General features: G+C 54.6%; 29 protein-coding genes. 13 read left to right on the top strand and 16 right to left on the bottom strand.

What is annotated here, in order from left to right:
* Positions 1-127 precede the first annotated feature (127 nt).
* Both elbB and mtgA read left to right on the top strand, forming a co-directional pair.
* On the top strand, positions 128-781 hold the full coding sequence (gene elbB / locus C2U54_RS02105) for an isoprenoid biosynthesis glyoxalase ElbB (protein ID WP_103177196.1): 654 nt from the start codon (positions 128-130) through the stop codon (positions 779-781).
* Positions 778-1,503, top strand: coding sequence for a monofunctional biosynthetic peptidoglycan transglycosylase (gene mtgA, locus C2U54_RS02100; RefSeq protein ID WP_103177195.1), 726 nt, complete (start codon positions 778-780; stop codon positions 1,501-1,503). The genes elbB and mtgA overlap by 4 nt, the downstream gene beginning before the upstream one ends.
* Here mtgA and npr read toward each other — a convergent pair.
* The 11 genes from npr to C2U54_RS02045 all read right to left on the bottom strand — a co-directional run bounded on the left by npr (position 1,500) and on the right by C2U54_RS02045 (position 9,419).
* On the bottom strand, positions 1,500-1,772 hold the full coding sequence (gene npr, locus C2U54_RS02095; RefSeq protein WP_032614489.1) for a PTS phosphocarrier protein NPr: 273 nt from the start codon (positions 1,770-1,772) through the stop codon (positions 1,500-1,502). The two genes, mtgA and npr, sit on opposite strands and share 4 nt — an antisense overlap.
* Positions 1,769-2,623: an RNase adapter RapZ gene (gene rapZ / locus C2U54_RS02090; RefSeq protein ID WP_032614487.1), complete on the bottom strand. Its 855-nt coding sequence runs from the start codon at positions 2,621-2,623 to the stop codon at positions 1,769-1,771. The genes npr and rapZ overlap by 4 nt, the downstream gene beginning before the upstream one ends.
* A 45-nt stretch (positions 2,624-2,668) precedes the next feature.
* Positions 2,669-3,160: a PTS IIA-like nitrogen regulatory protein PtsN gene (ptsN, locus tag C2U54_RS02085; protein WP_103177194.1), complete on the bottom strand. Its 492-nt coding sequence runs from the start codon at positions 3,158-3,160 to the stop codon at positions 2,669-2,671.
* Between the two features lie 82 nt (positions 3,161-3,242).
* A complete protein-coding gene (gene hpf / locus C2U54_RS02080; protein ID WP_103177193.1) occupies positions 3,243-3,530 on the bottom strand; it encodes a ribosome hibernation promoting factor in 288 nt (95 codons plus the stop codon).
* A 22-nt stretch (positions 3,531-3,552) separates the two neighbouring features.
* Entirely contained in the window at positions 3,553-4,986 is a 1,434-nt protein-coding gene (rpoN, locus tag C2U54_RS02075; protein WP_103177192.1) for an RNA polymerase factor sigma-54, read from the bottom strand.
* Between the two features lie 47 nt (positions 4,987-5,033).
* A complete protein-coding gene (gene lptB / locus C2U54_RS02070) occupies positions 5,034-5,759 on the bottom strand; it encodes an LPS export ABC transporter ATP-binding protein (RefSeq protein ID WP_103177191.1) in 726 nt (241 codons plus the stop codon).
* Positions 5,760-5,765: 6 nt separating this feature from the next.
* On the bottom strand, positions 5,766-6,320 hold the full coding sequence (gene lptA, locus C2U54_RS02065; protein WP_103177190.1) for a lipopolysaccharide ABC transporter substrate-binding protein LptA: 555 nt from the start codon (positions 6,318-6,320) through the stop codon (positions 5,766-5,768).
* Positions 6,289-6,864: an LPS export ABC transporter periplasmic protein LptC gene (gene lptC / locus C2U54_RS02060; RefSeq protein WP_103177189.1), complete on the bottom strand. Its 576-nt coding sequence runs from the start codon at positions 6,862-6,864 to the stop codon at positions 6,289-6,291. Before lptC ends, lptA begins: the two co-directional genes overlap by 32 nt.
* A complete protein-coding gene (gene kdsC / locus C2U54_RS02055) occupies positions 6,861-7,427 on the bottom strand; it encodes a 3-deoxy-manno-octulosonate-8-phosphatase KdsC (protein ID WP_103180991.1) in 567 nt (188 codons plus the stop codon). Before kdsC ends, lptC begins: the two co-directional genes overlap by 4 nt.
* A gap of 14 nt (positions 7,428-7,441) precedes the next feature.
* On the bottom strand, positions 7,442-8,428 hold the full coding sequence (gene kdsD / locus C2U54_RS02050; RefSeq protein ID WP_103177188.1) for an arabinose-5-phosphate isomerase KdsD: 987 nt from the start codon (positions 8,426-8,428) through the stop codon (positions 7,442-7,444).
* Between the two features lie 13 nt (positions 8,429-8,441).
* The gene (locus C2U54_RS02045) at positions 8,442-9,419 is read right to left on the bottom strand and encodes a calcium/sodium antiporter (protein WP_103177187.1); all 978 of its coding nucleotides are present in this window, start codon (positions 9,417-9,419) and stop codon (positions 8,442-8,444) included.
* 228 nt (positions 9,420-9,647) lie between these two features.
* On the opposite strand from C2U54_RS02045, the gene mlaF reads away from it, so the two are divergent.
* From mlaF to murA, 7 genes are all read left to right on the top strand, one after another.
* The gene (gene mlaF, locus C2U54_RS02040) at positions 9,648-10,460 is read left to right on the top strand and encodes a phospholipid ABC transporter ATP-binding protein MlaF (protein WP_103177186.1); all 813 of its coding nucleotides are present in this window, start codon (positions 9,648-9,650) and stop codon (positions 10,458-10,460) included.
* Between the two features lie 7 nt (positions 10,461-10,467).
* Positions 10,468-11,250 carry a lipid asymmetry maintenance ABC transporter permease subunit MlaE gene (gene mlaE, locus C2U54_RS02035; protein WP_032614466.1) on the top strand — a complete coding sequence of 261 codons (783 nt, stop codon included), beginning with the start codon at positions 10,468-10,470 and terminating at the stop codon, positions 11,248-11,250.
* Between the two features lie 4 nt (positions 11,251-11,254).
* Positions 11,255-11,815 carry an outer membrane lipid asymmetry maintenance protein MlaD gene (gene mlaD / locus C2U54_RS02030; protein WP_103177185.1) on the top strand — a complete coding sequence of 187 codons (561 nt, stop codon included), beginning with the start codon at positions 11,255-11,257 and terminating at the stop codon, positions 11,813-11,815.
* 3 nt (positions 11,816-11,818) lie between these two features.
* Positions 11,819-12,454, top strand: a complete 636-nt coding sequence (gene mlaC / locus C2U54_RS02025; protein ID WP_103177184.1) for a phospholipid-binding protein MlaC — start codon at positions 11,819-11,821, stop codon at positions 12,452-12,454.
* Complete coding sequence (gene mlaB / locus C2U54_RS02020; RefSeq protein WP_103177183.1) at positions 12,454-12,747, top strand: lipid asymmetry maintenance protein MlaB; 294 nt, start codon at positions 12,454-12,456, stop codon at positions 12,745-12,747. Before mlaC ends, mlaB begins: the two co-directional genes overlap by 1 nt.
* 126 nt (positions 12,748-12,873) lie before the next feature.
* Entirely contained in the window at positions 12,874-13,128 is a 255-nt protein-coding gene (ibaG, locus tag C2U54_RS02015) for a BolA family iron metabolism protein IbaG (RefSeq protein WP_103177182.1), read from the top strand.
* Between the two features lie 52 nt (positions 13,129-13,180).
* Positions 13,181-14,440: a UDP-N-acetylglucosamine 1-carboxyvinyltransferase gene (gene murA, locus C2U54_RS02010; RefSeq protein WP_039031637.1), complete on the top strand. Its 1,260-nt coding sequence runs from the start codon at positions 13,181-13,183 to the stop codon at positions 14,438-14,440.
* 60 nt (positions 14,441-14,500) lie between these two features.
* On the opposite strand, the gene sfsB is transcribed toward murA, so the two are convergent.
* On the bottom strand, positions 14,501-14,788 hold the full coding sequence (sfsB, locus tag C2U54_RS02005) for a DNA-binding transcriptional regulator SfsB (protein WP_103177181.1): 288 nt from the start codon (positions 14,786-14,788) through the stop codon (positions 14,501-14,503).
* A gap of 229 nt (positions 14,789-15,017) precedes the next feature.
* Complete coding sequence (ispB, locus tag C2U54_RS02000) at positions 15,018-15,989, bottom strand: octaprenyl diphosphate synthase (RefSeq protein ID WP_103177180.1); 972 nt, start codon at positions 15,987-15,989, stop codon at positions 15,018-15,020.
* Between the two features lie 256 nt (positions 15,990-16,245).
* On the opposite strand from ispB, the gene rplU reads away from it, so the two are divergent.
* From rplU to cgtA, 4 genes are all read left to right on the top strand, one after another.
* Positions 16,246-16,557: a 50S ribosomal protein L21 gene (rplU, locus tag C2U54_RS01995; RefSeq protein WP_042325074.1), complete on the top strand. Its 312-nt coding sequence runs from the start codon at positions 16,246-16,248 to the stop codon at positions 16,555-16,557.
* Between the two features lie 19 nt (positions 16,558-16,576).
* Positions 16,577-16,834 (top strand): 50S ribosomal protein L27, encoded by a 258-nt coding sequence (gene rpmA / locus C2U54_RS01990; RefSeq protein WP_007673187.1) that lies wholly within the window; start codon positions 16,577-16,579, stop codon positions 16,832-16,834.
* A gap of 96 nt (positions 16,835-16,930) precedes the next feature.
* Positions 16,931-17,905, top strand: a complete 975-nt coding sequence (locus C2U54_RS01985; protein ID WP_103177179.1) for a DMT family transporter — start codon at positions 16,931-16,933, stop codon at positions 17,903-17,905.
* Positions 17,902-19,074 carry an Obg family GTPase CgtA gene (gene cgtA, locus C2U54_RS01980; RefSeq protein ID WP_103177178.1) on the top strand — a complete coding sequence of 391 codons (1,173 nt, stop codon included), beginning with the start codon at positions 17,902-17,904 and terminating at the stop codon, positions 19,072-19,074. Before C2U54_RS01985 ends, cgtA begins: the two co-directional genes overlap by 4 nt.
* 33 nt (positions 19,075-19,107) lie before the next feature.
* Here the strand turns inward: cgtA and pmrB are convergent, their stop codons facing one another.
* The 3 genes from pmrB to dacB are packed head-to-tail and all read right to left on the bottom strand — an operon-like array spanning position 19,108 to position 22,246.
* A complete protein-coding gene (gene pmrB / locus C2U54_RS01975; RefSeq protein ID WP_103177177.1) occupies positions 19,108-20,151 on the bottom strand; it encodes a two-component system sensor histidine kinase PmrB in 1,044 nt (347 codons plus the stop codon).
* Entirely contained in the window at positions 20,148-20,810 is a 663-nt protein-coding gene (gene pmrA / locus C2U54_RS01970) for a two-component system response regulator PmrA (RefSeq protein ID WP_103177176.1), read from the bottom strand. The genes pmrB and pmrA overlap by 4 nt, the downstream gene beginning before the upstream one ends.
* Positions 20,811-20,812: 2 nt before the next feature.
* The gene (gene dacB, locus C2U54_RS01965) at positions 20,813-22,246 is read right to left on the bottom strand and encodes a serine-type D-Ala-D-Ala carboxypeptidase (protein ID WP_103177175.1); all 1,434 of its coding nucleotides are present in this window, start codon (positions 22,244-22,246) and stop codon (positions 20,813-20,815) included.
* Between the last annotated feature and the right edge of the window lie 98 nt (positions 22,247-22,344).

Raw genomic sequence — 22,344 nt, 5'->3', positions numbered from 1 at the left:
AGGCCGCACGCAGTTAAGATAGCAAATCTTAAATACGTTGTTACATGAATCAGTTAAATGTGTGAAGCATACCGTTTTAATCAGAATCTTTAATGTGCATTTAACATTTTTCGAGAGGGATCGCAGGATGAAAAAGGTTGGCGTGGTACTCAGCGGGTGTGGTGTTTACGATGGTTCTGAAATTCATGAAGCTGTTTTGACGCTACTGGCTCTGGCGCGTAACGGCGCCGAAGCGGTCTGCTTCGCACCGGATAAAACCCAGGTAGACGTGATCAACCACCTGACCGGCGAAACGATGGCCGAGAGCCGTAATGTCCTGATTGAGGCTGCGCGGATCGCCCGTGGACAGGTTCGTCCGCTCAGCGAGGCGCGGGCTACCGAGCTGGACGCGCTGATTGTGCCAGGCGGTTTTGGCGCGGCAAAAAACCTGAGTGATTTTGCCGCCCAGGGGAGTGGTTGCCGGGTAGACAGTGATTTAAAAGCGCTGGCGCTGCAGATGCATGAAGCCGGCAAACCGTTGGGCTTTATCTGTATCGCCCCTGCGATGTTGCCGGCCATTTTTGATATGCCGCTGCGCCTGACCATCGGAACGGATATTGATACTGCTGAGGCTATCGAGGATATGGGCGGTGAGCATATCCCCTGTCCGGTGGATGATATCGTGGTCGACGAAGAGAACAGGATCGTCACCACACCCGCTTACATGCTGGCACAAACTATTGCGGAAGCGGCGACGGGCATTGAGAAGCTGGTTACGCGCGTACTGGTGCTCGCTGCATGAAGTTAAGACGTCCGAAAGCGGGTTGGTTAAGACGGATCGTCATTCGCATTCTGTTGGTTATGGCGGTCTTCTGGGGTGGGGGCATCGCCCTGTTCAGCTTTCTTCCGGTGCCGTTTTCAGCGGTAATGGTTGAACGTCAGGTGAGTAACTGGCTGAGCGGTAATTTCAGCTACGTTGCGCACTCTGACTGGGTGAGTATGGATGAGATCTCCCCCTGGATGGGGCTGGCCGTGATTGCCGCCGAAGATCAAAAATTCCCTCAGCACTGGGGGTTTGACGTCGGGGCGATCGAGAAGGCGCTAGCGCATAACGATCGTAACGAGAGCCGTATCCGCGGAGCATCCACGCTTTCTCAGCAGACGGCGAAAAACCTGTATTTATGGGACGGTCGCAGCTGGGTGAGAAAGGGCTTTGAAGCCGGGCTGACGCTGGGGATCGAAACGGTGTGGAGTAAGAAACGGATCCTGACCGTATATCTCAATATCGCGGAATTTGGCGAAGGGATATTTGGTGTCGAAGCTGCGGCGCAGCGCTATTTCAACAAACCTGCCAGCCGTCTGACGGCGTCGGAGGCCGCGCTGCTGGCGGCTGTGTTACCGAACCCGATTCGCTTTAAGGCCAGTGCGCCATCAGGCTATGTACGTAGCCGTCAGGCATGGATCCTGCGCCAGATGCGCCAGCTCGGTGGGGAAGGATTTATGCAGGCCAATAAGCTGCATTAATCCTCATCAAACCCGGCGTTGAACAGCGCAATAACCGCTGCCAGCGCCTCCACTTCCTGCGGGCCGGTGGCTTCAATTTCAATCTGACGGCCCTTTGCCGAATCCAGCATCAGCAGAGCGATTACGCTGTTGGCTTCGGCTTCGGTGCCTTCGTCGTTACGCAGCAGCACTTCCGCGTCAAATCCCTGCATCAGTTCAAATAACTTCATCGCCGGGCGCGCATGCATGCCCAGCTTGTTGGTGATTTCAACGGTCTGCTTTACGGTCATGTTTTACGTTTTTCCAGCGTACGATGACGGGACTGCACGTTTTTACCGCGCGAGCGGAAATAGTCAGCCAGTTGCTCAGCAATATAGACCGAACGGTGTTTGCCCCCGGTACAGCCAATCGCCACCGTCAGGTAGCTGCGATTGTTTGTCTCCAGCATCGGCAACCAGAGTTCAAGATAGCTGCGCGTCTGATAGATAAAGTTATGCACTTCCGTATGTCTGTCAAGGAAGGCAGCAACCGGCTTATCCAGACCGGTCATCGGGCGCAGCTTCGGATCCCAGTGCGGGTTCGGTAAGAAGCGCACATCAAACACGTAGTCTGCATCGATAGGGATACCGTGCTTAAAGCCGAACGATTCAAAGACCATCGTCAGCTCGCGTTCGCGTTTACCCAGCAGACGGGTGCGCAGCATCTCCGCCAGCTCATGGACCGACATCTCTGAGGTATCGACGATCAGATCGGCGCGCGAGCGCAGCGGCTCCAGCAGATCGCTCTCCTGGTCAATGGCACTTTCCAGCGACAGGTTTTTACTGGAGAGCGGATGCAGCCGGCGGGTGTCACTGTAGCGACGAATCAGCGTGTTGCGATCGGCATCAAGGAACAGCAGCTGAGGTGAAAAGGCCTCCGGCAGGTTGCTCATCGCCTGCTCAAAGATCTCCGGCGATTCAGGCATGTTACGCACGTCGATGCTGACTGCCGCAGAGATCTGCCGATCCGCCAGCGAACGGGCCAGCTCGGGCAGAAGCACCACCGGCAGGTTATCCACGCAGTAAAAGCCCATATCTTCCAGCGCGCGCAGGGCGACCGATTTCCCGGAGCCCGAACGCCCGCTGACGATCATCAGCACCATGTACCGTTTCTCCTCAGGACCACAGATGTTAAAGCCATCACCCGATTACGCCTCATCCTGATTGCCTTCCGTTTCTGTAATAATTTGATAAAGCTCTTCGTCGCTCTGCGCCGCGCGTAAACGACGACAGATGGTTTTATCCGCCAGACGTTTAGCCACCAGCGAGAGCGTGTGCAGATGCGTTTTGGTCTGATCGGCTGGCACCAGCAGGGCAAACAGCAGATCGACCGGCTGGTTATCAATGGCATCGAAGGCGATAGGTGTTTCCAGTTGAACAAACACCCCTACAGCGCGCAGAGTATCCTCTTCCAGTTTGCCATGTGGAATGGCGATGCCGTTACCGATGCCGGTACTGCCCATTTTTTCGCGGGTGAGGATCGCTTCAAAGACCACTTGTGGCGCCAGACTCAGCTGTTTTGCGGCCAGTTCACTGATGATCTCCAGCGCACGTTTTTTGCTCTGGCAGTGAACGGCACTGCGGGTACATTCCTGATTAAGGACACTGCTCAGTTGTAGAGTGGAATCGTTATTCATCATAATTTCACCTAAGCGCTAACTGTACAAAGGGCCCGTTGTGTTTCACAACAGGCCGTCCTGCACCCGTTAACTGCCCGGACAATTAGTGTTGTTTCAGTTTGTCTTTATGTTTGTTTAGCTGTCGTGCCAGCTTGTCAATCAAGCCGTCGATAGCCGCGTACATGTCCTGCCCTTCCGCACTGGCATGGATTTCGCCCCCGTTGACGTGCAAGGTAGCATCCGAGATATGAGTCACTTTTTCCACTTTTAACACAACATAGACCTGGTTGATCCTCTCGAAATACTGCTCGAGCTTAGCGAATTTGGTATTAACAAATTCACGCAGGGATTCAGTGATTTCGACATTGTGTCCTGTGATGTTGAGCTGCATAGTGTCTTCCTTATCGGTTGTGTCAGACCAGTTGTTTACGCTGGTTTGACGGCGGAATGGATAAAGACTCTCGATACTTCGCAACAGTGCGGCGTGCCACCATGATACCTTGTTCGGACAGCATGGTGGTCAACTTACTGTCACTCAGCGGTTTCGCGGGGTTTTCCGCGGCGATCAATTTTTTCACCAGCGCCCGAATGGCCGTCGACGAGGCTTCGCCGCCGCCTTCGGTGTTGACATGGCTGGAGAAAAAATACTTAAGCTCAAAAATGCCACGCGGACTGTGCAGATACTTCTGCGTCGTCACGCGAGAAATGGTCGACTCATGCATCTCGACGGCCTGGGCGATATCCGCCAGCACCATCGGTTTCATAAACTCTTCACCCTGCTCAAAAAACGCCTGTTGCTGCTCCACGATGCAGCGGCTGACGCGCAGTAGTGTATCATTGCGGCTCTCAAGGCTTTTGATCAGCCAGCGGGCTTCCTGCAGATTACTGCGGATAAACTGGTTATCCGAGTCGTTGCGCGAGCTGGTGCACATTGAGGCGTATTGCTGATTGATTTGCAGGCGGGGAATGCTGTCGGAATTCAGCTCTACGGTCCACAGACCGTTATGTTTGCGCACCAGCACATCGGGAATAACATACTCCGGCTCGCTGGTCTGGATAGATTGCCCCGGGCGCGGATCCAGCGACTGGATCAGGTTGACCGCCTCTTTCAGGATCTCCTCTTTCAGCCGCGTGACGCGCATCAGTGAGCGGAAATCGTGGTTGGCAAGCAGATCCAGATGTTCGCTGATGATAAGCCGGGCCTCTTCCAGCCACGGGGTCTCTTTAACAAACTGCGAAAGCTGAATGAGCAGGCAGTCACGGAGATCTCTCGCGGCAACGCCAATCGGGTCAAAGCGCTGAACGCGTTTCAGGACCGCTTCGACCTCTTCAAGCTCAATCTCGTCATCGCCTATGCTCTCCAGAATATCGTCCAGCGACACGGTCAGATAGCCGGTCTCATCCACGGCATCCACAATGGAGGTGGCGATGGCGCGATCGGTATCGGAGAACGGCGTCAGCTCCACCTGCCACATCAGGTAATCCTGCAGTGACTGGGTGGTCTCGCCCTGATAGACCGGCAGCTCGTCATCCTGGTAGTCTGCGCGCGTACCGGATGGCGTGCCGGCGGTGTAGATCTCATCCCAGCTGGCATCGAGAGGGAGCTCGTCAGGCATCTCTTTTTGCTCAAGAGCATCCACCGTGTCGAGGGTCTCGTTATCCTGGCTTTGTTGCGTTTCTACCTCATCGTGAAGATCGGTTTGCTCGAGCAGAGGGTTACTTTCCAGCGCTTGCTGGAGCTCCTGCTGCAGTTCCAGCGTCGACAGTTGCAACAGACGAATAGCCTGTTGTAACTGCGGCGTCATTGCCAGCTGTTGGCTGAGCCTTAATTGCAAACCTTGCTTCATGTTCAGAGCATTTTTCTCCGTTTACGCGAGTCTTAACTTCTACCCTATCAGAGTCTGAAGTCTTCCCCAAGATACACGCGCTTAACATGATCGTCTTCGAGGATCTGCTGCGGGGTACCGTGGGCGATGAGGTGGCCCTGGCTGACGATATAGGCACGCTCACACACCGCCAGCGTCTCACGTACGTTGTGGTCGGTGATGAGAACCCCGAGGCCACTGTCGCGCAGATGCTCAATAATACGTTTGATATCGATAACCGAAATGGGGTCAACCCCGGCAAACGGTTCATCGAGCAGAATAAATTTCGGATTAGCCGCCAGCGCACGGGCAATTTCCACACGGCGGCGTTCACCGCCGGAGAGCGCCTGGCCCATGCTGTCGCGCAGGTGTTCGATATGGAACTCTTCCATCAGCTCGTTGGCGCGATCCTGACGCTGTTCGGCGGTCAGATCATCGCGGATCTGCAGCACCGCCATCAGGTTATCGAAAACGCTCAGACGACGGAAAATTGAGGCTTCCTGCGGCAGATAACCGATCCCGCGGCGCGCACGGGCGTGCAGGGGCAGCAGGCTGATATCTTCTTCATCAATAATGATGTTACCCGCGTCGCGCGGAACAATGCCCACCACCATATAAAAGGTGGTGGTTTTACCTGCACCGTTAGGACCCAACAGGCCGACAATCTCGCCGGAGTTGACGGTCAAACTGACATCTTCCACGACGCGGCGGCCCTTATAGGCTTTGGCGAGATTCTTTGCAGTTAATGTTGCCATAACGAATTAGTTACTCTTTTTCTGTGCCGGGGCCTGATTGCTATTTTTGTCCTGCAGCTGCGATGGAACCAGTACGGTGGTCACGCGTTTGCCTTTCTCGCTGAAGGCCTGCATTTTCTGCTCTTTGACCAGGTAGGTGATCTTGTCGCCCTTGATGTTGCTGTCGAGCTGCTCCAGATACGCATTACCGGTAAGGACAACGAAATCTTTCGCCAGCTCGTAGTGCATCTGGGAGGCGTGGCCTTTCACCGGCTTGCCGTTATCCTGCATCTGATAGAAGGTGGCCGGGTTGCCGTAGCCATCGATAATCTCTTTCCCGTCCTCACCGCCAGGACGCGTCACCACCACTTTGTCGGCATTAATTTTGATGGTGCCCTGAGTCACAACCACGTTGCCGGTAAAGGTCACCACGTTGCCTTGCATATCGAGTGATTGCGTATCGGATTCGATATGAATCGGCTGCTCGGTATCACCCGTCACAGCAAGCGCAGGCAGGCTAAGGGCCAGCAGGGCGCTGGCTATAACACAATTAAGGCTGAGTTTGTTTGTTTTGAATTTCATAAGAGGTTCTAACCTTTTCAATCAGCTCTGCGTTCTTGCTGCGTAAGTTCCCGCGCATTCTCAGACCGCTGGAATTAAATGTTGTGCCGTATAACGTGACCAGATCCTGCGATGTTACATCCTGCGTCACAAGGTTTATCTGTGCGTTATCGGTCGTGATTTTGCGCAACTGCGCATCTGCGGTCAGCGCATTCACTTCAACATGGCCATACAGATAAAGCATACGGTCATTCGTCAGTTTTGCCCGATCTGCTTTAATCGACCATGTCGGAATTTTATCGGTATCAAACGTGGTCATCACGGGTTGAGTAAACCATGAGACGCCCTGTTCGGAAAAATACTCAACGTGCTGAGCGATAAGGCGATAATTCAGCGCCCCTTCCGGGCTGTAAACGACGGTATCGCTGTGATCGCTTTTATACGTTGGATCGTTGGTGTTGACCGTAGGCGCTTGTTCGTCGTCCCGGTCAGCGAGATTCACACCAATCAGTACCAGTGCGACAAGCGTTAGCAGAATAATAACCCAACGTCTGGTTTTACTCATATCGATTGCCCTTTGGCCTCATCAAGCTTACCTTGCGCCAGCAGTAACAGGTCGCAGACTTCTCGTACTGCGCCACGGCCACCGTTAATACGGGTGACATAGTCAGCGCGTGGGATCAAAAGCGGATGGGCATCGCCCACGGCGATGCTAAGCCCAACTTCTGCCATCACTGGCCAGTCAATAAGATCGTCTCCGACATAGGCAACGTTTTCCGGGGCGATGGCAAGTTTACCAAGTAAGTCCCTGAAAGCGACCATCTTATCGGATTGCCCCTGATAGAGATGGGTAATGCCCAGCGTTTCGCACCGATCTTCTACCAGTTTAGCCTTACGTCCGGTGATGATGGCAACTTCTATGCCAGACGTCAGGGCACAGCGAATCCCATAGCCATCACGCACGTTGAACGCTTTCAGCTCTTCACCATTATTGCCCATGTAAATCAGGCCGTCTGACAGCACGCCATCCACATCCAGGATCAGCAGGCGAATTTTCTCGGCCTGCGACATCATCTGCGCGCTTACCGGGCCATAACAGGTTGCAAGGGATGCACCCGTATTAATCATTGTCTTATCCTTCATTACACTACGCCTGCGCGCAAAAGATCATGCATATGTACCACACCCAGTAACTGGTCGCCATCGGCAACCATAACGGAGGTGATATGGCGGGACTGCATCAGGTTCAGTACCTCAACGGCCAGCGTGCCGGGACGCACCCGAATGCCGCCTGAGGTCATCACATCGGCGATACCCAGCTTACGGACATCCACACCCATATCGAACACGCGACGGAGATCCCCATCGGTAAAGATACCCTCAATCTTCATCTGATCGTTGCAGATGACGGTCATCCCCAGGTTTTTACGGGTAATTTCCAGCAGCGCATCGCGCAGGGAGGCCTCTTTACTGACGTGCGGAATTTCATCCCCCGTATGCATAATATCATTCACGCGCAGCAGCAGTTTACGTCCCAGCGCACCGCCCGGATGGGAGAGGGCGAAATCTTCGGCGGTAAAGCCGCGCGCTTCCAGCAGGGCGACGGCCAGCGCATCACCCATAACCAGCGCGGCAGTGGTGCTGGAGGTCGGCGCCAGCCCCAGGGGACAGGCTTCTTTTGGCACTTTAACGCACAGGTGGATATCTGCGGCGCGCGCCATGCTGCTCTCCGGACGGCTCGTAATACAGATCAGGGGAACGTGCAGGCGTTTCAGGACCGGGATCAGCGCCAGGATCTCATTCGATTCGCCCGAGTTGGATAACGCAATGACGATATCCTGTGACGAAACCATACCCAAATCGCCATGCGCCGCTTCGCCGGGATGGACGAAAAACGCTTTCGTGCCGGTACTGGCGAAGGTCGCTGCCATTTTACGGCCAATATGGCCAGATTTACCCATCCCCATCACCACGACTTTGCCAGGACAGTGGAAAAGTTTTTCGCACGCCAGGCTAAAGTCCTGATTAATGTATTGATCTAACTGCGCCAGACCTTCACGTTCAATCTCCAGAACCTCTTTTCCTGCTTTCTGAAAGTCAAAACCCGGCTGCAATTCTATTTGCGACATAATGCGTTTCCGTTTACCCAGAGAGAAGCGGCGAGAGCCAGTACAGCATCGCCATCCATACGACAAATCCCACCGTCAGCAGCGCACCAGCGCCCTGACCAATCTGCCTTTTTCGCCGCCAGCAGAGCAGGGCGAAAATTACGCTGACTAAGACCATCACCCCATAATCGCGGCTGAACGCGAGCGGATTAAACGCGCCAGGGGCAATCAGGGCAGGCAGGCCAAGCACGATAGCAATATTAAAAATATTCGAGCCGATGATATTGCCAATCGCCATGTCGTCTTCACCCTTACGCGCCCCGGCGATAGCCGTTGCGAGCTCAGGCAAACTGGTACCAATGGCAATCACCGTCAGGCCGATGGTTAACTCGCTCATGGCGAAATAGTTGGCCAGAACCGTAGCGTTATCTACAATCATCTGCGTCGCCATGGGCATGATGATTAACGCCACGCCCAGCCAGAGCAGCGCGACGGGTAAGTTCCCCTCACGCGGCAGCTCTGCCACCTGTTCGCGGGTTAACGTGTCACTGCCTTGCTTTTCTGCCGCCCGGGCAAGCTTCACGATATAAAACAGCCAGATGACCGCCAGCGCCAGCAGAAAAATGCCATCGCTGAGGGTTAACTGCCCGTCATATAACACATAACCCGCCAGCAGGCTGACAATTAACATTAGCGGTAATTCACGCCGCAGAACATCAGAATGCACGCGAAAAGGATGCAGTAGCGCAGCCAGGCCCAGGATGAGCAAGATATTGACGATATTGGAGCCAATAGCCGTTCCCACCGCAAGATCAACCTGATCGTGCATCGAGGCGGCCGCAGAGACGATGATCTCCGGCAGGGAAGTGCCTACGCTGACCACCGTCATCCCAATAATCAGGGGGGGAACACCCAACAAACGGCAGAGGATAGAAGCGGAGAACACCAGACGGTCGGCACTGTAGACCACCAAAAGTAAACCAATTATTAACAGTGCCGTTGCAAGAAGCATCAAAAGTCCTTTCTTCAGGTATACTCGCCGGTCCACTGAGAAAAAATCTCTGCCGCTGCATACTGTCTGTAGATGTAACGAATCCTAATTTTGACTTTATGCGCTGTAAAAGTAAAACAAATGCCAGCTTTCGCTTACCTGCAGAGGTAATATTCTGTAAAAATGTTGGGTTTGCGGCGAAATCAGGCATCAAGCTGATCCTGAACCGGCAACAGAAAGGAAATGTACATGAGCCTGAATGAGGCGAATATAGTCGATGTCCGTGGCGTCAGCTTCACGCGCAGCAGCCGGGTCATTTTTGACAACATCTCTCTCACCGTGCCCCGCGGTAAAATTACCGCCATCATGGGCCCTTCCGGCATTGGTAAAACAACGCTGTTACGCCTGATTGGGGGGCAAATTCCGCCAGGCGAGGGCGAGATCCTTTTTGATGGCGAAAATATTCCGGCGATGTCACGTTCGCGCCTCTATACCGTGCGTAAACGCATGAGCATGCTGTTCCAGTCCGGGGCGCTATTTACTGACATGAATGTCTTCGATAATGTCGCCTACCCGCTGCGCGAGCATACGCGCCTGCCGCCGGCGCTGCTGAAAAGCACCGTGATGATGAAGCTCGAGGCTGTGGGACTGCGTGGGGCGGCGAAGCTGATGCCTTCTGAACTCTCTGGTGGTATGGCCCGCCGGGCGGCGCTGGCGCGCGCGATTGCGCTGGAACCCGATTTGATCATGTTCGATGAGCCGTTTGTCGGGCAGGACCCTATCACCATGGGCGTGCTGGTCAAACTTATCTCTGAGCTGAACAGCGCGCTGGGTGTAACCTGTATTGTGGTATCTCACGACGTACCGGAAGTGCTGAGCATTGCCGACTACGCCTATATCGTAGCGGATAAAAAAATTGTGGCGCATGGCAGTGCCCAATCATTGCAGACCAACAGCGATGCGCGAGTTCGTCAGTTCCTCGACGGCATTGCAGATGGCCCCGTGCCGTTCCGTTATCCTGCGGGTGATTATCATAAAGATCTATTGGGAATAGGGAGTTAAGCCACTCATGCTGTTAAATGCGTTGGCCGCTCTCGGACACCGTGGCATAAAAACCATCAGGACGTTCGGGCGTGCCGGGTTGATGTTATTCAATGCGCTGGTCGGGAAACCGGAATTCCGCAAACATGCCCCTCTGCTGGTACGCCAGCTGTATAATGTCGGCGTGCTGTCGATGCTCATTATCATCGTTTCCGGGGTCTTTATCGGGATGGTGCTGGGGCTGCAGGGGTATCTGGTTCTCACCACCTACAGCGCAGAAACCAGCCTCGGAATGCTGGTGGCGCTCTCCCTGCTGCGTGAGCTGGGGCCGGTGGTCGCCGCGCTGTTATTCGCAGGGCGTGCCGGTTCAGCGCTGACCGCTGAAATCGGCCTGATGCGCGCCACGGAGCAGCTCTCCAGTATGGAAATGATGGCCGTGGATCCGCTGCGTCGGGTCATCTCGCCGCGCTTCTGGGCCGGTATGATTTCGCTGCCGCTGTTAACGATCCTCTTTGTCGCGGTCGGCATCTGGGGCGGTTCGATGGTTGGCGTGCAGTGGAAAGGGATCGATGCCGGCTTCTTCTGGTCAGCGATGCAAAGCGCCGTTGACTGGCGTCTGGATCTGGTTAACTGCCTGATTAAAAGCGCGGTATTTGCCGTGACGATCACCTGGATTGCGCTGTTCAATGGCTACGATGCGATCCCGACCTCTGCCGGTATCAGCCGGGCAACCACCCGTACCGTTGTTCATTCGTCGCTGGCCATACTGGCTCTGGATTTTGTGCTCACCGCACTGATGTTTGGGAAATGAGTTCATGCAAACGAAAAAAGTAGAAATTTGGGTTGGCGTATTTGTCCTGCTGGCGCTGCTGGCAGCACTCTTTTTAAGCTTTAAAGTGGCGGACGTAACGACCATCCGCACCGAGCCGACATACCGTATTTATGCCACCTTCGATAACATCGGTGGCCTGAAGAGCCGTTCTCCGGTGCGTATTGGCGGGGTGGTAGTAGGGCGTGTTGCCGATATCACCCTCGATGAGAAAACCTATCTGCCACGCGTGGCGCTGGATATCGAAGAGCGCTACAACCATATCCCGGACACCAGCTCCCTCTCTATCCGTACATCCGGTCTGTTAGGGGAACAATATCTGGCGCTGAACGTCGGTTTTGAGGATCCCGAGCTGGGAACGACTATCCTGAAAGACGGTGGCGTGATTCAGGATACGAAATCAGCCATGGTGCTGGAAGATATGATTGGTCAGTTCCTTTACAACAGCAACAGTAAAGGGGGTGACGAGAATCAAGCTGCGCAGACCCCTGCGCAGAGTGACATTACGCCGCCTGTTGGCACGACGAATTCATCTCAGGAGAAGTAATTCATGATTAAACGACTGTTAATGGTTGCCATGCTGATGATTGCCCCTCTGACTGCAGCTAACGCAGCCGATCAGAGCAATCCTTATCAACAGATGAATGAGGCAGCAAAGAAAACCTTCGATCGCCTTAAAAATGAGCAGCCGAAGATCCGCTCCAATCCTGATTACCTGCGTGATGTGGTTGACCAGGAACTGCTGCCCTATGTCCAGGTGAAATATGCCGGCGCGCTGGTGCTGGGCCGTTACTACAAAGACGCAACGCCTGCGCAGCGCGAAGCCTATTTCGCTGCGTTCCGTGAATATCTGAAGCAGGCCTACGGTCAGGCTCTCGCCATGTACCACGGTCAGACGTATCAGATCGCACCGGAACAGCCGCTGGGTTCTGCGACCATCGTGCCTATTCGCGTGACCATCGTCGATCCGAACGGTCGTCCGCCAGTGCGTCTGGATTTCCAGTGGCGTAAGAACACCCAGAGCGGTAACTGGCAGGCTTACGACATGATTGCGGAAGGCGTCAGCATGATCACCACCAAGCAGAACGAATGGAGCGATCTGCTGCGTACCAAGGGCATTGATGGTCTGACCGCGCAGCTGAACAGCATCGCACGTCAGAAAATTACCCTGGAAGGAAACAAGTAATTATGTCGCAGTTGAGCTGGACCCGTGAGGGTGAGACGTTATTACTCTCAGGCGAGCTGGATCAGGATTATCTGAATCCTCTGTGGGATGCGCGGGACGATGCCATGAAGGGGGTTTCCCGTATCGACCTGAGCGGTATCTCTCGCGTGGATACGGCGGGTGTAGCGTTGCTGGTTCATCTGGTCTCAACGGGCAAGCAGCAGGGCATCCCGGTGACGCTTTCGGGCGTCAGCGACAATGTCGTCACCCTGGCCCAGCTCTATAATCTGCCGGAAGACGTATTGCCCCGCTAATTTTTTCAGTACGTTACTATCAAAAGCCCTGACAGTTTCATCGTCGGGGCTTTTTGCTTATTTAAGACCGCGCCACTTTGCTCTAAGATGTTGGGCTTGTTTTCACTACCAGATGATATAGAACCCATGGAAAATCATGAAATCCAGACAGTGCTGATGAACGCACTTGCCCTTCAGGAAGTCCACGTCTCCGGCGACGGCAGCCACTTTCAGGTTATTGCTGTGGGTGAGATTTTTGACGGCATGAGCCGCGTGAAGAAGCAGCAGGCTGTCTATGCGCCGCTGATGGAATATATCGCGGATAATCGTATCCATGCCCTGTCGATCAAGGCGTTTACCCCTACAGAGTGGGCACGCGATCGCAAACTAAACGGTTTTTGAGCTGAGGGTGATTTGCCCGCAGCACGGTTGAATTCATACAGAGAGTAATTACATGGACAAATTTCGTGTTCAGGGGCCGACGCGTCTCCAGGGCGAAGTCACAATTTCCGGCGCTAAAAATGCCGCGCTGCCGATCCTCTTCGCCGCACTGCTTGCGGAAGAGCCGGTAGAGATCCAGAACGTACCGAAGCTGAAAGACATTGATACCACCATGAAACTGCTCGGCCAGTTGGGTACCAAGGTTGAGCGTAACGGATCCGTATGGATCGATGCCAGCAACGTAAATAACTTCTCAGCCCCTTACGATCTGGTGAAGACCATGCGCGCATCCATCTGGGCGCTGGGTCCGCTGGTGGCCCGTTTTGGGCAGGGCCAGGTCTCTCTGCCGGGCGGGTGCGCCATTGGTGCGCGTCCGGTGGATCTGCACATTTTTGGCCTTGAGAAGCTGGGCGCAGAAATTAAGCTGGAAGAGGGCTACGTGAAGGCCTCCGTGAATGGCCGTCTGAAAGGCGCCCACATCGTGATGGACAAGGTAAGCGTTGGCGCTACCGTCACCATCATGTCCGCAGCGACGCTGGCCGAAGGGACCACCATCATCGAGAACGCCGCGCGCGAGCCGGAGATCGTGGATACCGCGAACTTCCTGAATACGCTGGGCGCGAAGATCACCGGTCAGGGCACCGATCGTATTACCATTGAAGGCGTTGCACGTCTGGGTGGTGGTGTATATCGCGTCCTGCCTGACCGTATCGAAACCGGGACCTTCCTGGTCGCTGCAGCCATCTCCGGCGGTAAGATCGTCTGCCGCAACGCCCAGCCTGATACGCTGGACGCGGTACTGGCAAAACTGCGCGAAGCCGGTGCCGATGTTGAAACTGGCGAAGACTGGATCAGCCTGGATATGCACGGTAAGCGTCCGAAAGCCGTTAACGTGCGTACCTCTCCGCATCCGGCATTCCCGACCGATATGCAGGCCCAGTTCACTCTGCTGAACCTGGTGGCGGAAGGGACGGGTGTGATCACTGAAACGATCTTTGAAAACCGTTTTATGCACGTACCGGAACTGATCCGTATGGGCGCCCACGCTGAGATCGAAAGTAATACCGTGATCTGTCATGGCGTAGAGAAACTGTCTGGTGCTCAGGTGATGGCAACCGATCTGCGTGCTTCTGCGAGCCTGGTGCTGGCAGGTTGTATTGCGGAAGGTACGACGCTCGTGGATCGTATTTATCACATCGATCGCGGCTATGAACGCATTGAAGATAAACTGCGCGCCCTGGGTGCAAATATTGAGCGTGTAAAAGGCGAGTAATCGTCCCGGCAGCCCCCTGCCACATTGACCGGGGGGTTGCTAGTCCCGTTTAGATGAGCGTCATTCCTGGCGCTCTTTTTCTTGTTTTTTCTGGCGCATCATGCGCGTTCTGTCGACAAATTCGTGCGTGATCGGGTCGTAGTAGCGCGATGGCCAGATAATCCAGGGGTCAGTGCCGAGTGCCGTAGCAATGATCAGTTCTCCCTTTGGCCAGGGGCGGGTCAGCGCATTTGCCAGGGTGGATGAACTCAGGCCATTACGGCGGGATTCTGCAGCAAGCGATGTTCCCTTTTTACGCAGCGCGGCGATGATATCGGCCGAGTGCCAGTCGGTAAATTTCTTATCCATTCAGCTATCCCTCTGTTCGGGTACATGTACGTCATTTCCTCTTAAATGACAGTGTTACTATACCTTCTTCGAACATCGGTTCTAAAAAGTTCGCATTACAGGAGGCAATATTCGGATTTTGCCAGGGCTTTAATCATGCGGCCTGTAAGCGGATTATTTAACAATTTGATGGATAAAAACTGGAGCTTATTGGAACTCTCTTTTCACGTAAAAGAGAGTTCATTGAGGATTATCGATCGCGCTGAACGGCAATATGCGCGAGCCCGATCAGGGCATCTCGCCATGGGCTGTCAGGGATGACCTGAAGTGCGGCGATCGCTTTATCGGCCTCTTCCTCTGCACGCTGGCGCGTCCATTCCAGGGAACCACAGGTTGCCATTGCTTCCAGTACTGGTTCCAGAAGGTGTCGGCCGTTTCCTTGCTCAATGGCTTCGCGGATAAGCTTAGCCTGCTCAGGGGTGCCGTTACGCATAGCATGCAGCAGCGGCAGCGTCGGTTTACCTTCGTTCAGGTCATCACCGACGTTCTTGCCGAGCGTTTCGCCGTCGGCGCTATAGTCGAGCAGATCGTCAATCAGCTGGAAGGCGGTGCCAAGGTAGCGCCCGTAATCCTGCAGCCCACGCTCCTGCTCGTCAGTACAGCCGGCCAGAATACCGGAGCACTGGGCAGCGGCCTCAAACAGACGGGCGGTTTTGCTGTAGATCACCCGCATGTAGCTCTCTTCGGTGATGTCCGGGTCGTTGACGTTCATCAGCTGCAGAACTTCACCTTCCGCGATGACGTTCACCGCTTTGGACATCACTTCCAGGATCTTCAACGATCCCAGGCTGGTCATCATCTGGAAAGCGCGCGTATAGATAAAATCGCCTACCAGTACGCTGGCTGCATTGCCGAACGCGGCGTTGGCAGTGGCTTTGCCACGACGCATATCGGACTCATCGACAACGTCATCATGCAGCAGCGTGGCGGTATGGATAAATTCGATCAGCGCTGCGATCGTTACGTGCGCGTTCTCCTGATAGCCGACCGCGCGGGCGGCCAGCACAGCGATCATCGGACGGATGCGTTTACCCCCGCCGCTGACGATGTAATAACCCAACTGATTGATTAGTTGAACGTCAGAATCGAGCTGTTCCAGGATCGCTGCATTCACACCCGCCATATCTTGCGCGGTTAACTCATTGATTTTTTCTAAATTCATCGCAAAAGCCGGGCTTTAAGTCCTGTTTACCACATGTCAAATGGGCTAACGAAGGGTTCGGTTTATCAATAGTAGCGCTGATTGTACTGAAAAAACGCGGCAGATAAACGTTACCGTACGTGTTGTGTTTTTTTTCTTCATGTATTGACTGTAGCACTTGTCAAAGGCTCGCGTTTTGCGTAATATTCGCGCCCTATTGTGAATATTTATAGCGCACTCTGAATCACACGAGGATGTGCGCGGAAGCGGAGTTTATATGTACGCGGTTTTCCAAAGTGGTGGTAAACAACACCGAGTAAGCGAAGGTCAGACCGTTCGCCTGGAAAAGCTGGACATCGCAACTGGCGAATCTATTGAATTCGCTGAAGTTCTGATGATCGCAAACGGTGAAGAAGTCAAAATCGGCGTTCCTTTCGTTGATGGCGGCGTTATCAAAGCTGAAGTTGTTGCTCATGGTCGTGGCGAGAAAGTTAAAATCGTTAAGTTTCGTCGTCGTAAACACTACCGTAAGCAGCAGGGCCACCGTCAGTGGTTCACTGATGTGAAAATTACTGGCATCAGCGCCTAAGACCTGAGGAGAGATTTAAATGGCACATAAAAAGGCTGGCGGCTCCACACGTAACGGTCGCGATTCAGAAGCTAAACGCCTCGGCGTTAAGCGTTTCGGTGGCGAAACCGTTCTGGCGGGTAGCATCATCGTTCGTCAGCGTGGCACTAAGTTCCACGCGGGTAACAACGTAGGTTGCGGTCGTGACCACACTCTGTTTGCTAAAGCAGACGGTAAAGTGAAATTTGAAGTTAAAGGCCCGAACAACCGTAAATACATCAGCATTGTTGCTGAGTAAGGTTTTCTCGGTCCGGTAACGGATTAAAGCCCCGCAACGTGTTGCGGGGCTTTTTACATTGGAAACCCGGTAATTTTTTCGGTAGGGAAAACGGGCATGAAGCAGCAGGCCGGCATTGGTATTCTTTTGGCGCTCACTACCGCAATGTGCTGGGGTGCGCTGCCAATTGCAATGAAGCAGGTACTGGAAGTGATGGAGCCGCCAACGGTGGTCTTCTACCGCTTCCTGATGGCCGGTATTGGATTGGGCATTATCCTTGCGCTAAAGGGTAAGCTTCCTCCGCTGCGCATCTTTCGCAAACCGCGCTGGCTGGTGCTGCTGGCGATTGCGACAGGCGGCCTGTTCGGGAACTTCATTCTGTTCAGTTCTTCCCTGCAATACCTCAGTCCCACGGCCTCGCAGGTAATTGGCCAGCTCTCGCCGGTAGGCATGATGGTTGCCAGCGTCTTTATCCTGAAGGAGAAGATGCGCGGCACGCAGATTATCGGGGCACTGATGCTGCTTTGCGGTCTGGTGTTGTTCTTCAATACCAGTCTGATAGAGATTTTTACCCGCCTGACGGATTACACCTGGGGTGTGATTTTTGGGGTGGGCGCGGCGGCGGTATGGGTAAGTTATGGCGTCGCGCAAAAGGTGTTATTACGCCGTCTGGCGTCACAGCAGATTCTGTTTTTGCTGTACACTTTATGTACTATTGCCCTGTTGCCACTGGCGAAGCCGGGAGTCATTTCCCAGTTAAGCGACTGGCAGCTGGCGTGTCTGATCTTTTGTGGTCTGAACACGTTAGTGGGTTATGGCGCGCTGGCAGAAGCGATGGCGCGCTGGCAGGCAGCGCAGGTAAGTGCGCTGATTACGCTAACGCCACTGTTTACACTGTTATTTTCAGATTTATTATCAATGGCCTGGCCCGATTTCTTCGTCAAACCGATGTTAAACCTGTTGGCTTATCTCGGTGCGTTTGTCGTGGTTGCGGGCGCGATGTATTCCGCCATTGGTCATCGTCTTTGGGGACGTTGGCGCAAAAATGAAGCGGCCCCCGCTCAGGCGAATGATTTACGGAGAGTAAAATGAAGTTTGTTGATGAAGCAACGATCCTGGTCGTGGCAGGTGATGGCGGTAATGGTTGCGTAAGCTTCCGCCGCGAAAAATACATTCCCCGTGGCGGCCCTGACGGCGGCGACGGCGGCGACGGCGGTGACGTGTGGTTAGAGGCGGACGAAAACCTCAACACCCTGATCGATTACCGTTTCGAAAAATCATTCCGTGCTGAGCGCGGTCAGAATGGCCAGAGCCGTGACTGTACCGGTAAACGCGGAAAAGACGTCACGGTTAAAGTCCCTGTCGGAACGCGCGTTATCGATCAGGGTACTGGCGAAACCATGGGTGATATGACCAAGCATGGTCAGCGCCTGATGGTCGCTAAAGGCGGCTGGCATGGTCTGGGTAACACCCGTTTCAAATCCTCCGTTAACCGTACCCCGCGTCAGAAGACGATGGGTACGCCGGGTGATAAGCGCGATCTGCAGCTGGAACTGATGCTGCTGGCGGACGTGGGTATGCTGGGGATGCCAAACGCAGGTAAATCCACCTTTATCCGTGCTGTCTCTGCGGCCAAACCAAAAGTGGCCGACTATCCGTTTACCACCCTGGTACCCAGCCTCGGCGTGGTGCGTATGGACAACGAGAAGAGCTTCGTCGTGGCCGATATCCCGGGCCTGATCGAAGGCGCTGCCGAAGGGGCGGGCTTGGGTATTCGCTTCCTGAAGCACCTTGAGCGTTGCCGCGTTCTGCTGCACCTCATCGATATCGATCCTATCGACGGTTCCGATCCGGTGGAAAACGCCCGTATCATTATCGGCGAGCTGGAAAAATACAGCGACAAACTGGCTGCCAAGCCGCGCTGGCTGGTCTTCAACAAGATCGACCTGATGGATAAAGCGGAAGCCGAAGCGAAGGCGAAAGCCATTGCCGAAGCGATGGGCTGGGAAGACAAGTACTATCTCATCTCCGCCGCAAGCCAGATGGGCGTGAAAGAGCTGTGCTGGGATGTGATGACCTTCATCATCGAGAACCCGGTAACGCAGGCAGAAGAAGCGAAACAGCCTGAGAAAGTCGAATTCATGTGGGATGACTACCACCGTCAGCAGCTTGAAGAGCAGGTGGAAGAAGACGACGAAGAGTGGGATGACGACTGGGATGAAGATGACGAAGAAGGCGTCGAATTCATCTATAAGCGTTAAGACCGTCAAGAGCCCCCTTATCAAGGGGGCTTTTTAATTCAGTGTTTCTGGCAGCCAGCAGGTGACTATCAAGCCGCCTTCGGGGCGATTCTCCAGCGTCAGCTTGCCGCGATGCAGCTGTACAATACGCTGAACGATGCTCAGCCCTAGCCCGCTTCCGCCATAGCGTTGATCGATGCGGCGAAACGGCTCGGTAATCGACTGGCGATGGGCTTCATCTATGCCAGGCCCCTGATCGCTGACGCTCACCTGCGTACCGCCGTCGACCTCCTGCATGGCGACTTCAATAGTGGTTCCCGCCGGGCTGTAACGCACTGCGTTTTCCAGCAAATTGCGCAACATTAGCCGTAACAGGATTGCATCGCCCTGTACGTTCTGTGGGCTCGCCTGCGGCCAGATGAGGGTATGGCTTTTTACCTCATTCTCCAGCGCCAGCGGCGCAATAATGGCTTCGCTCCAGTTAACCGTGTCGTAGTGGCCGCTGGCCATAGCTTGACCCGCCCGGGCCAGCATTAGCAGCTGCTCTACGGTATGCATCAGTTGATCGATTCGGGTAATCAGCGTCGTCGCCTGAGGCGAGCCTGACTGCGCCATCAGCTCCAGATGCAGGCGAATACCCGCCAGCGGCGTACGCAGCTCATGTGCGGCATCAGCGGTGAACAGGCGCTCCTGCTGAATGGTTTGATCCAGCCGGGCGAGCAGTTGATTCAGCGAGGTGGTGACGGCGCCTATTTCCTCCATATCGGAGTACATCGGCAGCGGCGTAAGATTATCGGCAGAACGGTTCGCAAGGCTGGTGCGTAGCTGATTCAGCGGACGGGTGATCCAGCTGACGGCCCAGAAAGAGAAGAGCAGGGTAAATCCGACCATCACCAGCGAAGGGACCAGCAACGAGGCGATCGCCTCCCGGATCTCTTTCTCGACATGCTGGTTGCGGGATTTTGCCGACAGCGTCTCGCTCACCAGAAAGCTAATTTGCTCCCGGCTCTCATGCCAGAGCCAGATGACGCTGATCAGTTGAAAGAAAAGCAGAATGACTGCCAACAGCACCATCAGACGACGGCGCATGCTGTTCATTTTTGACTCTCAAGGCGATATCCCACGCCGCGTACCGTTTTGATCCGGTCTTTGCCCAGCTTGCGTCGCAGATTATGAATATGCACCTCCAGCGTATTAGAGCCGGGATCGTCCTGCCAGGAGTAAATATCCTGCTGTAAGGTTTCCCGGTGGACGGTCTGACCGGTGCGCATAATCAGCCGGGTTAGCAGAGCAAACTCTTTAGGGGTCACTTCGACCGGCTGGGATTGCTGTAAAACCTGCTGGGTTTGCAGATTTAACGTCAGATCGCCATCGCTGAGCAGGTTATCGCTGTGCCCCTGATAGCGCCGGATCAACGCTCTGGCGCGCGCCTGAAGTTCTGCCAGCGCAAAGGGCTTCACCAGATAGTCATCGGCACCGGAGTCCAGGCCGTTAATCCGGTCTTCCAGCGCGTCGCGGGCGGTCAGGATCAGCACAGGATTATCGATACCCCGTCGGCGCCACTGGCTTAGCAGGGTGGCGCCATCTTTATCGGGCAGGCCAAGATCGAGGATCACCAGGCTGTATTCGCCGCTCTGGATAAGGCCATCAGCTTCGGCGGCGGTACCCGCGCAATCAAGCGTGTAACCTTCAGCCGAGAGCGCCAGCGCCAGTCCTTCCTGTAACAGCAGATCGTCTTCAACAATGAGTAATTTCATCGCTAGTTGTTCTGATAAATGTCCTTGTAAAGCCGGCTTTCAAAGCGCACCAGCGGGATACGGCGGTTACGCTGGTCGGCAGGTTCCACCGCGTAGCCAGAAAGATACTGCACGAATGCCATCCGCTGTCCGCTGGCGGTGGTGATAAACCCGGCAAGGTTATACACCCCCTGCAGGGAGCCCGTTTTGGCGGAGACTTTGCCATCGACGCCCGCGGCGTGCAGGCCCGCACGGTACTGCAGGGAGCCGTCATAACCGGCGAGCGGCAGCATTGAGATAAAGTTTAGTTCAGTGTCGTGCTGAGCAATGTACTGAAGGACCTGCATCATGGTGGCAGGAGAGATCAGGTTATGGCGCGACAGACCCGAACCATCGACTGCGATGGTGTTGCCAAGATCGATGCCAGCCTGCTGGCGGAGGATCTGACGAACCGCATCTGAACCGGCACGCCAGGTGCCAGGTACGCCAAAGCGGGCATGCCCAATCATGCGAAATACGGTATCGGCGATCATGTTGTCCGATTTTTTCAGCATGATCTTCAGCAGATCGTGCAGCGGCGCCGACTGCTTACTGGCAATCACGGTGCCGGGCTCGTTGCTCTGCGTCTGACGCAGCAGGGTACCGCTGTAAGTGATGTTGGCCTGCTTCAGTTCATTCTTAAGGATCGCCCCGGCATAGCTTGCGCCATCCTGAATGGCGAAGGCCAGCGGCAGTGGATCGGCCCGCTGCGTCAGGCAGCCGGTCAGGGTAAAGCGGTTCAAATCGCCCGGGACGACATCCAGTTCGCAGTACTGCGCTTCCGGGGAACCTTTCGCCAGGGTACGCACCTGGCTGAACATGTTGACCGGATAGTAAGAGGCCACCCGAATGAAGGCTAAATCGTTCGGTTTGGGCGCGCTGTATAACGAAATGGAGAAGCAGTTGCGATCGACGATCGCGGCCGCGGGCGGGGCGCTAAAGCACTGAGTCATATCATTCCACGGCCAGCCGGGGGCTTTATCGTGGCTGGCAAAAATGGACGTATCGATAAGCACATTGCCTTCAATGCGCTGTACGCCAGACTTCTTTAGCACGGCGACCATGTTGCGGATATCCTGACGCTTAAATGTCGGATCGCCGCCAAAACGGGCAATAAGATCGCCTTTCAGCACACCGTTCTCAATGCTGCCTTTGCTTTCAAGCGTGGTCGTAAAACGAAAGTCGGGCCCAAGCTGCAGCAGGGCAGCCAGCGCCGTGATCACCTTTTGGGTACTGGCAGGCAGCGCCATCTGCTGGCTGTGATAATCAATCTCAGGCGCCTGAGCTCCTACCTTTTGCACGACCAGGGCAAGATTGGCGCCATCGGGCAGCTGATTAATATACTCATCAACGTTCGCTGCCTGGACAGTGAACGCAACAGTGGTGGTCAATCCGATGATAAATCTGGAAAATCGCATAATCTCGCGCTAACAACCCGGAAACAAACCGTCATACTACGGCCCAACGCCCTGTAAAGTAAACGATGACCCATACTGAACTTCGCGTTAAAATACGT

This window comes from Leclercia sp. LSNIH1 (assembly GCF_002902985.1).
In the GTDB taxonomy this organism is placed as follows: domain Bacteria; phylum Pseudomonadota; class Gammaproteobacteria; order Enterobacterales; family Enterobacteriaceae; genus Enterobacter.
The sequence above is the reverse complement of the archived record's forward strand: the minus strand, read 5'-3'. Positions and strand labels throughout refer to the sequence as shown.